Here is a 13,509-nt window from a genome sequence, read left to right on the forward strand (position 1 = left end):
AGGTTTTCCAATATATGAAGGAATCTAATAAATCGTTATCCAAACTTTTCTTTTTACTCATATTTTATGCCTTATTTACCATTAGACGACAATTAGAGTATCAAGTCACATAACAAAACAAAGGCTTCTTGCTAAACAGGAAGCCTTTCCATAATTTTTACTGTAGTTATCTGTGATATGTTTTTGGAATCGTAATTTTATAAATACCCTGATATCATATAATTTGATACTATTTTGCAAGCTACTTTCTTAGGTAGACTGTTTGATGTGGGAAAGGGATTTCGATGTTGTTTTTATCAAAACTTTCTTTAATGGATTTTAGTAAATCACATTTCATTACAAATGCTTTTCCAGTATTCTCGGCCCAAACATATGCTCTTAAGAGGACACTGGAATCCGTTAACTGAATAACACGAACTATTACTTTTTCCACCCCTTCTTCAATTTCTACTTCTGATCTGTTATCTATAAGATTTGGATGTTTTTCGGCCTCCGATCGCATAATTGAAATGGCATTATCTATAGATGAAAAATAACTTATTCCAATTTCAACAAATGCACATACTTTTGGATCAGCAATTGAGGAATTAAGAATGGTTTCGGAACTGATTACAGAATTTGGGATAATTACTCGTCTGTTTTCCGGATTTTTGATGACAGTATGTCTTAGTGTTATGTCTTCAACTGTTCCAAAATGTAGGTCTCCAACCTTTATGTAATCACCAACTCTAAATGGTTTAAAAATGACAACAAAGATACCACTAACGATATTTGAAAAAGCTTGCTGCGAAGCAAAACCTACAATTGCAGCAAGTATACCTGCACTGGCTAACAAGCTAACACCAATACTTTTTAATTCAGGAATCGAATAAAATACAATGATGATAACCAAAATGAATATTAGAAAACTTACCGCATTTTTTAAAAAGTTGTAATTTGTAGGATCGGCATTTAATTTTTTCGCAGACCTTAGAACCATGCGATGCATAAAAAAGCGAATCACTTTAGAAGCAATGAATCCAATAAGAATGGCAAAGATTACAAACAATACTTTATAGCCTATGCCTAAATCCTTTAAAATACTTTCAACTGCAGCCATCTGAAATAAGTAATATTGAGTAAATTTAACTGTTAGAAATAAAATTAAATATAGTATAAAATACAACTGTTTGGATGATGGGAAATAAAAAAGTAAAAAGAAATTCCACAAAAAGAGGAATGTCTCCAGGTACGCTTATTCATGTAGGAAAGCAGCGAGTTAGTAATGCATCAATTCAGCTTGTAAAATATAATGAGAATAGAATTCAATTGGAGGAATTTGTAAGTGATCTCTCCAATATTGAATTTCCAAAACCATCAAGTGAGCATGTTACTTGGATAAACTTAAAAGGAATTGATATTCCTGCTTTGGAAAATCTAGGTAAACAATTCAATATACACGATTTGGTTTTGGAAGATATTTTAAATAATTCCCTAAGACCTAAATTTGAAGTTTTTGAGAATTACTATTACCTAACAATAAAAATGGTTTTGACAGATAAAGATGAATTAACTTATGGTTCCGTACCTGTTCATTTTATATTAGGCGATAGGTTTATTTTATCTTTTGTAGATTTTGAAGAACCAATTTTTGATGCAGCATTGTTTAGACTTAGAAATCAACCGAAAAAAATCAGAGGTAAAGGTGCGGATTATCTTCTTTTTGCTTTAGCAGATGTGGTCATTGATAATTATTTTGAGTTGATTGAAACTGGAAATGATAAACTGGAGAAACTGGATGAAGAAATTTCAAACCCTTCAAATGAGGATATTCCAAGTTCGATTAGGGAATACAGGCGAGTTTTGCTGAGAGCCAGAAGAGGAATAACACCGGTACAAGAAGCATATGCAATTCTGGTGAATGATGATTTACATTTGATTAAAGAAGAGAATGTTAAGTATTTTCGAGATACTAAAGATCATATTCTATTCGTAATTGATCAGTTGGATTTTTTGAGGGACAATTTATCGGCAATAAATGAATCATATCAGTCGATTCAGGATAATCAATTAAATCAGGTAATGAAGCTATTAACACTAATAGCAACGATCTTTATCCCACTGACTTTCTTGGCTGGTATTTATGGAATGAATTTTTCTAATATGCCAGAGCTTAATTATAAATATGGATATTATACCTTATTGGGAATTATGACTTTGCTGGCTATTGTAATGGTTGTTTGGTTCAAGAAGAAGAAGTGGATGTAGTATGTTTTAGTTGGAACAGCTAGGTCTGAAGAATATTCTTTGGATTATTCCCGAGCTGTGGCGTAAAATTATTTGACTGTTAAATGTATTAAGCTGCTTCAATTGTTGGAGCAGTTTTTTGTTTTTATTCTCAGCTATGCAAAGCGGTTTAATCTATCTTTAAACCCAGATAATAAAAAAGCTTTCATTTATGAAAGCTCTTTATTTACAAGTCGGGGCGAGAAGATTCGAACTTCCGACCCCACGCCCCCCAGACGTGTACTCTAACCTGGCTGAGCTACGCCCCGAATTGAATGACAAATATAATTGATGTATTGTTACTCACAAAATGTAATGAGATAAATTAACTCTGCAATTTCATCCATCCATAGACATTGTCATAGTAATCAAGTTGGTTTTTAATAAAGAAAAAATTCCTTATATAAGAGGGGTGTATTATTTAAAATTTTACAAATCCATTTTTTGTCTTATCAATCGATTTTTTCTGATTGTCATCGATCGGTTTTCAATTGCTCTATTTAAGAAATTGTGTAATCATTTTTGCCGAATATGCATATTTGAGAGATTTAAATATGTAATAAAAAAAAACAATTATTGGCAATTATATAAAAATGGGTAAATATACCTATTGACTGGTATTGTATTAATTATTAGCTGTCAATCGGCTTAAAATGTCAGAAGAGCATTTGGTAAAATGCATAGTTTTTATGAAAAAAAGAATAATCAAAATTTCTTTCTTGTGATATTGGCATTTTATTGGCGGTCTTAAATATGTTTTAGAATATTTTACGCGAATTTTTGATGATTTTTTCCAGATATTAAATAAATCGATTAATATCCTGAAATACAGATACGTAAGGGTAATATATTGTAATGAAGATTGATATTCAAACGTTTACGAAGCTAGAATGCTGTTTTTAAACAGTTTCTTATCTACAATGAAAGTATTTATATTCGTCCATCAATATTGAAATAATTCTTTAAAAAGAGTCGAGTTTAAAACTGACACTTTATTAATTGATGTGAAGATGAATTATTCAATTAGAAGGATAAGGATTAAAAAAATTGAATAGCAATTGAAGTATATATAGAAATTCCATGAGATTTTCTTAGCAAATTACTTGAAAATAAATATAAAGATGAAGGTATCTGAAAAGTTAGATCTCTTAAAAAAGAAAAGAGAAGAAGTTAAAATGATGGGCGGTGAAGCTCGTGTTGCTAAGCAGCATGAAAAGGGAAAGCTTTCCGCACGAGAGAGAATAGACTTGCTTTTTGATGAGGGAAGTTTTAGAGAATTGGATATGTTTGTGGAACACCGTTGTACAAACTTTGGCTTCGAAACAACAGAAATTCCTGCTGATGGAGTTATTATTGGCCATGGTTTAGTGAATGGACGCACAGTATTTGCTTACTCTCAGGATTTTACTTCTCGAGGAGGATCTTTAGGTGAAATGCACGCAGCAAAAATCTGCAAAGTAATGGATTTGGCTGTAAGTGCAGGAGCTCCTATTGTAGGGCTTAACGATTCTGGTGGAGCACGTGTAGAAGAAGGTGTTGATGCTTTGAAAGGTTACGGTGAAGTATTTATGCGTAACTCAAGAGCTTCTGGTGTAATTCCTCAGATTTCTGCTATTATGGGTCCTTGTGCTGGTGGAGCAGTATATTCTCCAGCTATGACTGACTTTGTATACATGGTTAAAAAGCAAAGTCACATGTTTATTACATCTCCATATGTAATTAAAACAGTAACAGGTGAAGAAACTACTTTTGAAGAACTTGGTGGAGCTATGGCACACAATACCAAAAGTGGTAATGCACATTTTGCTTGTGATACAGATGAAGAAACTATCGAAGCTATTCGTGATCTTTTAAGTTACTTACCTAATAATAATTTAGAGGAAACTCCTCTAATGCCAATGGGCGACGATCCTCAGCGTGTATGTGAGGAATTGGATACTATCATTCCTGATGATCCTAAAACACCTTACGATATGAAGGCTGTAATTGAATCAGTTCTTGATCAAGGTGAATTCTACGAGGTACACGAATACTATGCAGAGAATGCAATTATCGGTTTCGGTCGTATTGATAACCAATCAGTGGGTATTATTGCAAACCAGCCGTTAATTCAGGCAGGATGTTTGGATATTGATGCTTCTGATAAAATTTCTCGCTTCGTTCGTACTTGTGATGCTTTTAATATTCCTATGGTAACATTTGTGGATGTTCCAGGATACCTTCCAGGTGTTCAGCAAGAGCTAGGTGGTATTATTCGCCATGGAGCAAAATTACTTTGGAGTTATGCTGAGGCTACCGTACCTAAATTTACAGTTGTTACTCGTAAGGATTATGGTGGGGCTTATTTGGCAATGTGTTCTAAACCATTGGGAGCAGATATGGTATTTGCATGGCCAACTGCTGAAATTGCAGTAATGGGTGCTAAAGGTGCTGTTGAGGTGATTTCTACTTACAAAAAGGAAATTGCTGCTGCTGATGATAAGCAAGCTAAAACTGATGAGAAGATTAAGGAGTACGAAGATGCATTTAACGTACCATACTTGGCAGCTCAGCGCGGATATATTGATGACGTAATTCTTCCTAGCGAAACTCGTGCAAGATTAGTTGATGCATTGAGAGCGATGAAGACAAAAGCTGAAGTTTTACCAGCTAAGAAGCACGGAAATATTCCATTGTAAGAAAGACTTTGATAAAAATTAATTATTAATACCGAATAATTATGACACGAGAAGAAAAGATTAAAAAAGCAGTACTTGTAGCGGTTGCTCACTACATTGAGGAAGAGAAAGCAGAAGCATTAAAGCTTGAAAATTCAATTAATGGTTCTTGGTCGCGTACTGGCGTTAAAATGATGATGTCAAAACGTAAGATTGTACAGCTTCGCGGTCGAAGTCTAAAAAGTGCGTAATTCTATTTTCCCTTTGTGGAAAATGTATTAATTAAAAAAAAAGATAAAAAGATGATATACGATAAGCATGGGGTCTTACAAATGACCGAACTGAACTTTGACAAAGACCGTCCAAAGGCAGAAAATCCAATTAAAATTAATGATGTAAGTTTGCGTGACGGACACCAGTCTCTATTTGCTACTCGCGGTCGTACAGAAGATATGTTGCCTGTTGCAGAGATGATTGATGATGCAGGTTATAACGCTGTTGAAACCTGGGGGGGAGCTACTTTTGATACTATGCACCGTTTCTTGGGTGAAGATCCATGGGAGCGTCTAAGAGTATTGAAGAAGCACATGCCTAAAACTCCATTTTCAATGCTTCTTCGCGGGCAGAATGTGGTAGGATACCGTAACTATGCTGATGATGTAGTAAGAGCTTTCGTTCAGCGTTCTATTGATAACGGTATGGATATTTTCCGTTGTTTCGATGCTTTGAACGACTTCAGAAACTTCGAAACTGCTGCTAAAGTTATTAAAGACAACAAAAAACACTTACAAGGTGTTGTGTGTTATACTTTGAACCAACCTCGTTTAGGTGGTGAAGTATACAACATGGAATACTATATCAATAAAGTAAAAGATTTGATCGAGTTTGGTGTTGATTCTATCTGTATTAAGGATATGGCTGGTTTGATCGCACCTTACGATATCTATAACTTGGTACGTGAAATTAAGAAATTTACTGATACACCAATTAACTTGCATACTCACTTTACTTCAGGTATGGGTGACTTGGCAATTTTCAAAGCAATTGAAGCTGGTGTTGATATCGTTGATACTTGTATCGGACCTTACGCATATCGTACTTCACATGCTGCTGTTGAGCCATTGATTATGTCTTTATTGGGAACTAACCGTGATTCAGGAATGGACATTAATAAGATTAATGCAATTGCTGAAGAGATGGAGAAATACATCCCTAAATATAAGCACTTAGATAACAATCCTAAGTATGCTACAACTGATATCAACGTATTGTTGCACCAAACTCCAGGAGGAATGCTTTCTAACTTGGTGAACCAATTGAAGGCTATGGATGCATTGGATAAGCTTCCAGAAGTATTCCGTTTGCTTCCTAAAGTACGTAAGCAGCTAGGTAATATTCCATTGGTTACTCCTACGTCTCAGATTGTTGGTGTACAGACAGTGAACAATGTATTATTCGATTCTTATGAAGGAGAATATGCACAAATTACAAAAGAGGTAAAAGACCTTTGCTACGGATTGTATGGTAAAACTACTCATCCAATCGATCCTGAAGTTCAGAAGAAAGCATTGAAGGATTACCCAAGAGGTGAGCAGCCTATTACTGAACGTCCAGGTTCTATCCTTGAGCCAGAAATGGAAGGTGTTAAGGCAGAATTTGGAGATCTTGCAAAAGATATCGATGATGAAGTATTATGCGCACTTTACCCAGTAACTGGTAAACGCTTCTTAAAATGGAAGTATGGTTTGGAAGAGGTTCCAGCTGATGTGAAAGCCAAAACAATGGCTGAAGTTGAGAAAGAGCAAGAGTTAATCAGAAAAGCCCTTTCTGGAGAATTGACTTCTAAAGGAAAAGGTAATGGTCGTGAGCTTGAGGTTACAGTTGATGGTGAAACATTTACTGTTGAAATCAATGATCCAAATGGACCAGCGGCACCTCAATTCAAAGGTCGTAAGAAAAAAGAAGCTTCTGTTGACGAAACAGCTACAGGTAGCGTTGTTGCACCAATCCCAGGTATGATTGTTGAATGCAAAGTTAAAGTTGGCGATGAAGTTAAAGTAGGAGATACATTAGTAGTACTTGAAGCTATGAAGATGATGAACAATCTTGATGCTAAAGCGGAAGGTATTGTAAAAGAGATTAAATGTGACTCTGGCGATTCTGTTGCTAAAGGAGATTTACTTTTAGTAGTAGAGCCAAAAGCCTAATGACTATTTAATTATTGAGTTTTTATGTCCCCCTGAAGATATTCAGGGGGTATTTTTTTGTCCTTTTGTCAACCTTTGGGTGGATTTCAATGTGTTTAATAATTTGAGAAAAAGAACAATAAAGATCATTAGATAAAATTGATTCTGTGATTTAATCTTTCTATTGATGAATACAGTTAATTATCTGGATATTTTTGTAGATTTGCTTGTCCAAATATTATTTAGAAACAGAATAGTTAAACATACATGGAATTTAAATCAATGAACCTAAGCGAAAATACACCTGTTATCCCTGAAGGTGATGTCGAGAAAGTTAAATGTTTAATCGTTGGTTCGGGACCAGCTGGTTACACTGCGGCAATTTATGCTGCTAGGGCAAATTTAAATCCTGTTGTGATTGAAGGTCTTCAACCAGGTGGTCAGTTGACAACTACTACTGAAGTGGATAATTTTCCAGGTTACCCGCAAGGTGTTACAGGGCCTGATATGATGGCCGATTTAAAGAAACAGGCAGAACGATTTGGTACAGATTGTCGTTGGGGCTTGGTTACAGCTGTTGATTTTTCAGTATATCCGCACAAAGTTGTGGTTGATGAGAAAAAGGTAATCGAAGCTGAATCGGTGATTCTGGCGACTGGGGCTACTGCAAAATATCTTGGCTTCCCAACAGAAGAAAAATATATGGGTTCTGGTGTTTCGGCTTGTGCTACCTGTGACGGCTTTTTCTACAGAGGAAAAGATGTAGCTGTAGTGGGTGGTGGAGATACTGCTGCCGAGGAGGCTACTTATCTTGCTGGATTGTGTAATAAGGTATATTTAATTGTTCGTAAGCCATTTTTAAGAGCTTCTAAGGCAATGCAAGATCGAGTTTTCAAAACAGAGAATATTGAGGTTTTATTTGAGCACAATACCAAGGAATTGTATGGTGATGGAGTTGTTGAAGGAGCGAAGCTTATTAAGAGAATGGGAGAGGCTGATGAAACAGAAGTAGATATCAAAATTGATGGATTCTTCGTTGCGATTGGTCACACGCCAAACTCGAAAGTATTTGCTGATTACTTAAAGACAGATGATCAGGGATACGTAATTACTGAGCCAGATTCAACCAAAACAAATGTCCCTGGTGTATTTGCTTCAGGAGACTTAAAAGATCCTCATTATCGTCAGGCCATTACATCTGCAGGCTCAGGTTGTATGGCTGCTATGGATGCTGAGAGATTTTTAGCTGAAAGAGAGTAAGTTTATTTTGAAAATATAGTATAAAGCCTGACTTGTAAAAGTTGGGCTTTTTTATTGTGTTGAGACTTCTTGTTGTGGGGAAAGGCTTCCCCTCGCTCGGGAGGATGTCACTCGTTTGCTCTAGGGGAGGACTCTTGCTCGGTCGAGGGGATGCTAACCCATCGTTGCAGGGGAAGTTTATCTCTGATTAATGGCGGTGCATTTTGCCTTTAGGAGTATAAAGGAATATTATTGATATAAAAAAACGACATCCTTTCGAATGTCGTTTTAATATCATAGTAATAGTAAGATTACTGCTTGAATACATCAGCAAATTTATCTTTACTATATTTTCCTTCTTTCAATTTCTGAGCTACATCTTTAAATGCATTAACAGTGTACTCAACATCTTCAAGAGAGTGCGTTGCAGTTGGAATCAAACGAAGTAACAACTGTCCTTTTGGAATTACTGGGTAAACTACGATAGAACAGAAAATGTTATAATTTTCTCTTAAGTCCATAGTAACCTGAGTTCCTTCAGCTACACTACCAGAAAGATAAACTGGAGTTACTGGAGATTCTGTTACACCAATATCTAAACCTGCTTCTTTTAAACCAGTTTGAAGAGTATTTGTAATAGACCAAAGCTTTTCGCGAAGTTCTGGCATAGTTCTCAACATTTCTAAACGTTTCAATGAACCTTCAACGATAGGCATTGGAAGAGATTTCGCAAAAATTTGAGATCTCATGGTGTATCTTAGGTAAGTACCAACTTCTTCATCGCATGCAATGAATGCACCGATACCAGCCATAGCTTTAGCGAAAGTACTAAAGTGAAGGTCAACTTTGTCTTCAACACCGAAGTGTTCGATAGCACCAGCACCATTTTTACCCATTACACCGAAACCATGAGCATCATCAACCAATAAGCGGAAATTGAAATCATCTTTCAAAGCACAGATTTCATCCAACTTACCTAGGTCACCTGCCATACCAAATACACCTTCAGTAATAACAAGGATACCACCACCAGTTTTTTCAACCCATTTGGTAGCACGCTCTAATTCTTTACGAAGATTATCCATATCGTTGTGTGGATAAACGAAACGCTTACCAGGGTGAAGTCTAAGACCATCCATGATACAAGCGTGAGATTCAGAGTCGTAAACAATTACATCATGACGACCAACAAGGGCATCGATAATTGAAACCATACCTTGGTAACCGAAGTTCAAAAGAAAAGCATCTGGTTTTCCTACGAATTCAGCAAGTTTTGATTCTAATTCTTCGTGGAGACTAGTTTGTCCCGACATCATACGAGCACCCATTGGGTATGCCAATCCCCATTTTTCAGCTGCTTCTGCGTCAGCTTTTCTAATTTCCGGGTGATTTGCCAAACCAATATAGTTGTTCAAACTCCATGTTAACACCTCTTTCCCACGAAACTTCATTCTTGAGTTAATTTCACCTTCCAATTTAGGGAAAGCAAAATATCCATGAGCTTGTTTTGCGTATTGTCCGATATTCCCTTTTTGGGTTTTAATTTTGTCAAAAATATCCACGATTTATGCTTTTTTGAGTTATTTTCTATGTAACTGTGCAAAAGTAATCTTTTTTGGATTCAAAGCAATAAATTATAAAGAATTGTATAATATACACCTGAAAGTGTGCTATATTTCATATGAAAACTTTATCTTTGCAAAATGCAAAAAAATATAGTAGCAAGGCCTATGAGAAAAATTGTCTTACTGTTCGTGCTTTTCGCCTTCGTTTTGGGAGGATGTAGCGAGTATCAAAAATTGCTGAAAAGTTCCGATAACTCTCTTAAATACAAAAAAGCTGTAGAATATTATAATTCGGAAGATTATGCAAAAGCAGCCACTTTGTTTGAAGAATTGCTTCCTATTTACAGAGGAACAAGTAAAGCAGAAACCATAAGTTATTACATTGCATATTGCTCTTATGGGCAAGGGGATAACATTGGTGCTGGATATTTTTTTAGAAACTTTTTGAAAACATTCCCTGATAGTCCATATTCGGAAGAATGTTTATATATGAGTGCATATTGTTACTATAGGGAATCACCAAAACCGAGATTGGATCAGACACCAACGCAGGATGCTATAGATGCATTTCAGTTGTATATTAACCGATATCCAAACTCAACTAGGATTCCTAAGTGTAACGAATATATAGATGAAATGCAGGATAAACTGGTTTTTAAGTCTTATTTGAGTGCAAGAAACTATTACGATAGAGAGAGGTATCCTTCGGCAATTATTGCACTTCAAAATAGTCTTAAAGATTATCCTGGATCGTCACACAGAGAAGATTTAATGTTTATGCTTTTAGAATCAAAGCATCAGTTGGCTTTTAAGAGTATACCTTCTAAACAACGTGAAAGATACAACAATGCAAAAGAGGAATATTATGCATTTGTTGATGAATACCCTGAAAGTAAGTACATGAAACGTGCTGAAAAAATGCTAGATAATATCGAAGCATATTTAAGTAAGTTTAATATAAATAATTAAAATAGATCTAATTCTTACACAGTATGGATTACAAAAAAACAAATGCAGCAAGTTCTACAGTTACTCGCAATATGAACGAATTGAGCAAAGAAGTGGGTAATGTTTATGAATCTGTAATGATCATGGCAAAAAGATCAAATCAGATTGCTGTTGAGCTGAAAAGTGAGCTGAATAAGAAATTGCAGGAATTTGCTTCTTATACAGATAACTTGGAAGAGGTATTTGAAAACCGTGAACAAATTGAAATCTCGAAATACTATGAGAGATTACCAAAACCTACATTGATTGCGGTTGAGGAATTCATTAATGGAGAAATCTATTACAGAAATCCTTCTAAAGAGCAAAAATCAGAAGACTAATTAGTAATAATGGTCAAGTTCCCTTTTGAATAAAAAGGGAACTTTTTATTTTTTAGAAATAGTTTATGTTAAAGGATAAAAATATAATTTTAGGTATTACTGCAAGTATTGCAGCATATAAAGCTGCCACATTGGTTCGTTTACTTGTAAAGGAGGGGGCTAATGTCAAGGTGATCATGACTCCATATGCGAAAGAGTTCATCTCACCAGTAACCATGGCTACTTTATCTAAGAATACGGTATTGTCTGATTTTTTTAAGCATGATGATGGCTCGTGGAATAGTCATGTTGATTTGGGGCTTTGGGCGGATGTGATGGTGATTGCACCTACTACTGCAAATACAATGGCTAAAATGGCACATGGCATTTGTGATAACTTACTTCTTACAACTTATTTGTCTGCCAAATGTCCTGTTGTTCATGCTCCTGCTATGGATTTGGATATGTTTAAACATCCAGCAACCCTACGTAATATGGATATTCTTAGATCATATGGCGATACATTTATTGAGCCATCAAGTGGAGAATTGGCAAGTGGATTGTATGGAAAAGGAAGAATGGAAGAGCCTGAAATTATTGTTCAGAAATTAAGTCAATTTCTGGAAGATAAAAAAAAAAGCTAAGTGATAAAAAGATATTAATCACTACCGGCCCTACTTACGAGAAAATTGATCCAGTTAGATTTATCGGTAATTTCTCATCAGGAAAAATGGGCTTTGCCATTGCCGAAGAACTAGCTGAGAACGGTGCAAATGTCGTTTTGGTGAGTGGGCCAACTGCTTTAAAAACAAAGCATCCAAATATCAAAAGAATTGATGTTATTACTGCAGAGGAGATGTATCAGGCATCAATTAGTAATTATCCCGATTGCAATGGTGGAATTATGACGGCAGCAGTAGCCGATTTTACTCCGCTAAATCCTGAAGATAGAAAAGTGAAACGTGGAAAAGAGAACTATTCTATCGAACTAACACCTACCAAAGATATTGCTGCATCTTTAGGAAAAATCAAAACTAAAGATCAATTTCTTGTTGGTTTTGCACTTGAAACCAACGATGAGGAATTTAATGCAAAATTAAAACTGGAAAAGAAGAATTTAGATTTTATTGTGCTCAACTCTTTAAATGATTCAGGAGCAGGTTTTCAGCATGATACGAATAAAATTTCGATTATCGACAGCAATGGTTCAACCAAAAAATTTGAATTAAAGCCTAAAGCAGAAGTTGCTAAAGATATCTTGGCGGAATTAATTCAGTTTTATGAGAAATAAGTTGGCATCTGTTTCGTTATAATTTTTAACTTTAGCTGTGAACTTTTGATATATAACTATGCGCAAATTCTTCCTAGTATTATTTATTACACTGTTTTCAATTCCTCTGTTTTCGCAAGAATTCAGATGTAATGTTCAAGTAGTAAGTCAGAAAATTCAAGGTACCAATAAGCAGGTGTTTAGAACCATGCAAACGGCTATTAACGAGTTTCTGAATGCCCGTAGATGGACAAACCATGTTTACAGTTACGATGAGAGAATTGAATGTACTTTCTTGTTCAATTTGACTGAACAAATTTCGGCAGATGAATTTCGTGGTAGTTTACAGGTTCAAGCAAGCAGACCAGTTTATAATTCCTCTTATAATACAGTGATGCTAAATTTTAAAGACGACGATGTCCAGTTTAAGTATGTTGAGTATCAGACTCTGGATTTTAACGAAACAGTTACTCCAACAGAATTGACTGGGCTTTTGTCTTACTATGCCTATCTTATTTTAGGTTTGGATTACGATACATTTGCAATGGATGGGGGGGCACCATATTTTGCTAAAGCGGAGACCATCGTAGGTAAAATGCAGAATTCAAATACTACAGGTTGGAAAGCATATGAAAGTAGGGATAATAGATATTGGTTAATTGAGAACATTCTTAACAATGCATACAGCCCAGTTCGTGAATGTTTGTATCGATACCACAGGTTGGGTTTAGATCGTATGTCTGATCACTTGACCGAAGCGAGAGCGGAAATTGCAGAAAGTTTAAGACTGCTGCAAAAAGCATATCGAGCAAAACCAGGAGCCTTTATTCTAACCATATTTTTCGATGCTAAGGCTGACGAACTGGTAAATATCTTTAGTGAATCATTTACTGATGAGAAAAAAAGGGTCTATAATATTCTTAGTGAAATAGATCCGGCTAATATTAAAAAGTACAAAAAAATTATAGGACAAAAATAGGCGAGGATTTTGATTTGGTTTTTCTCTATTCCTTATTTTTG

At 35.4% G+C, this 13,509-nt stretch carries 12 protein-coding genes and 1 tRNA gene; 10 read left to right on the forward strand and 3 right to left on the reverse strand.

Annotated features, from left to right (window positions below; genetic code table 11):
• Nucleotides 1–241: 241 nt before the first annotated feature.
• Nucleotides 242–1,099, reverse strand: coding sequence for a mechanosensitive ion channel family protein (locus ACKPCA_RS00845; protein ID WP_321280804.1), 858 nt, complete (start codon nucleotides 1,097–1,099; stop codon nucleotides 242–244).
• Between the two features lie 77 nt (nucleotides 1,100–1,176).
• Between ACKPCA_RS00845 and corA the strand changes: the two genes are divergently transcribed.
• Complete coding sequence (corA, locus tag ACKPCA_RS00850) at nucleotides 1,177–2,247, forward strand: magnesium/cobalt transporter CorA (protein ID WP_321280805.1); 1,071 nt, start codon at nucleotides 1,177–1,179, stop codon at nucleotides 2,245–2,247.
• 212 nt (nucleotides 2,248–2,459) lie between these two features.
• Here corA and ACKPCA_RS00855 read toward each other — a convergent pair.
• A tRNA-Pro gene (locus ACKPCA_RS00855) sits at nucleotides 2,460–2,534 on the reverse strand.
• Between the two features lie 852 nt (nucleotides 2,535–3,386).
• Between ACKPCA_RS00855 and ACKPCA_RS00860 the strand changes: the two genes are divergently transcribed.
• From ACKPCA_RS00860 to trxB, 4 genes are all read left to right on the forward strand, one after another.
• Nucleotides 3,387–4,943, forward strand: a complete 1,557-nt coding sequence (locus ACKPCA_RS00860; protein ID WP_054721387.1) for an acyl-CoA carboxylase subunit beta — start codon at nucleotides 3,387–3,389, stop codon at nucleotides 4,941–4,943.
• A gap of 41 nt (nucleotides 4,944–4,984) precedes the next feature.
• A complete protein-coding gene (locus ACKPCA_RS00865) occupies nucleotides 4,985–5,173 on the forward strand; it encodes a hypothetical protein (RefSeq protein WP_054721389.1) in 189 nt (62 codons plus the stop codon).
• Nucleotides 5,174–5,224: 51 nt separating this feature from the next.
• On the forward strand, nucleotides 5,225–7,129 hold the full coding sequence (locus tag ACKPCA_RS00870; protein WP_321280807.1) for a pyruvate carboxylase subunit B: 1,905 nt from the start codon (nucleotides 5,225–5,227) through the stop codon (nucleotides 7,127–7,129).
• A 246-nt stretch (nucleotides 7,130–7,375) separates the two neighbouring features.
• On the forward strand, nucleotides 7,376–8,368 hold the full coding sequence (trxB, locus tag ACKPCA_RS00875) for a thioredoxin-disulfide reductase (RefSeq protein WP_321280809.1): 993 nt from the start codon (nucleotides 7,376–7,378) through the stop codon (nucleotides 8,366–8,368).
• 290 nt (nucleotides 8,369–8,658) lie between these two features.
• Here the strand turns inward: trxB and ACKPCA_RS00880 are convergent, their stop codons facing one another.
• A complete protein-coding gene (locus tag ACKPCA_RS00880; protein ID WP_321280810.1) occupies nucleotides 8,659–9,909 on the reverse strand; it encodes an aminotransferase class I/II-fold pyridoxal phosphate-dependent enzyme in 1,251 nt (416 codons plus the stop codon).
• Between the two features lie 168 nt (nucleotides 9,910–10,077).
• On the opposite strand from ACKPCA_RS00880, the gene ACKPCA_RS00885 reads away from it, so the two are divergent.
• From ACKPCA_RS00885 to porD, 5 genes are all read left to right on the forward strand, one after another.
• Nucleotides 10,078–10,881: an outer membrane protein assembly factor BamD gene (locus ACKPCA_RS00885; protein ID WP_054721393.1), complete on the forward strand. Its 804-nt coding sequence runs from the start codon at nucleotides 10,078–10,080 to the stop codon at nucleotides 10,879–10,881.
• Between the two features lie 23 nt (nucleotides 10,882–10,904).
• Complete coding sequence (locus tag ACKPCA_RS00890; protein WP_054721395.1) at nucleotides 10,905–11,240, forward strand: DNA-directed RNA polymerase subunit omega; 336 nt, start codon at nucleotides 10,905–10,907, stop codon at nucleotides 11,238–11,240.
• A 65-nt stretch (nucleotides 11,241–11,305) separates the two neighbouring features.
• Nucleotides 11,306–11,863: a flavoprotein gene (locus ACKPCA_RS00895; RefSeq protein WP_245625938.1), complete on the forward strand. Its 558-nt coding sequence runs from the start codon at nucleotides 11,306–11,308 to the stop codon at nucleotides 11,861–11,863.
• 44 nt (nucleotides 11,864–11,907) lie between these two features.
• Nucleotides 11,908–12,510, forward strand: a complete 603-nt coding sequence (locus ACKPCA_RS00900) for a phosphopantothenoylcysteine decarboxylase (RefSeq protein ID WP_321282606.1) — start codon at nucleotides 11,908–11,910, stop codon at nucleotides 12,508–12,510.
• Nucleotides 12,511–12,568: 58 nt separating this feature from the next.
• Complete coding sequence (gene porD, locus ACKPCA_RS00905; protein WP_321280813.1) at nucleotides 12,569–13,468, forward strand: type IX secretion system protein PorD; 900 nt, start codon at nucleotides 12,569–12,571, stop codon at nucleotides 13,466–13,468.
• Nucleotides 13,469–13,509: the final 41 nt, after the last annotated feature.

Source organism: Marinifilum fragile, from assembly GCF_963677365.1.
Classification (GTDB): domain Bacteria; phylum Bacteroidota; class Bacteroidia; order Bacteroidales; family Marinifilaceae; genus Marinifilum; species Marinifilum fragile.

Excerpts from the sequence above, each read along its gene's own strand:
- ACKPCA_RS00870 (WP_321280807.1), top strand. The coding sequence starts at position 5,225 with ATGATATACGATAAGCATGGGGTCTTACAAATGACCGAACTGAACTTT.
- trxB (WP_321280809.1), top strand. The coding sequence starts at position 7,376 with ATGGAATTTAAATCAATGAACCTAAGCGAAAATACACCTGTTATCCCT.
- ACKPCA_RS00860 (WP_054721387.1), top strand. The coding sequence starts at position 3,387 with ATGAAGGTATCTGAAAAGTTAGATCTCTTAAAAAAGAAAAGAGAAGAA.
- corA (WP_321280805.1), top strand. The coding sequence starts at position 1,177 with ATGGGAAATAAAAAAGTAAAAAGAAATTCCACAAAAAGAGGAATGTCT.
- porD (WP_321280813.1), top strand. The coding sequence starts at position 12,569 with ATGCGCAAATTCTTCCTAGTATTATTTATTACACTGTTTTCAATTCCT.
- ACKPCA_RS00890 (WP_054721395.1), top strand. The coding sequence starts at position 10,905 with ATGGATTACAAAAAAACAAATGCAGCAAGTTCTACAGTTACTCGCAAT.
- ACKPCA_RS00885 (WP_054721393.1), top strand. The coding sequence starts at position 10,078 with ATGAGAAAAATTGTCTTACTGTTCGTGCTTTTCGCCTTCGTTTTGGGA.
- ACKPCA_RS00845 (WP_321280804.1), bottom strand. The coding sequence starts at position 1,099 with ATGGCTGCAGTTGAAAGTATTTTAAAGGATTTAGGCATAGGCTATAAA.
- ACKPCA_RS00895 (WP_245625938.1), top strand. The coding sequence starts at position 11,306 with ATGTTAAAGGATAAAAATATAATTTTAGGTATTACTGCAAGTATTGCA.
- ACKPCA_RS00865 (WP_054721389.1), top strand. The coding sequence starts at position 4,985 with ATGACACGAGAAGAAAAGATTAAAAAAGCAGTACTTGTAGCGGTTGCT.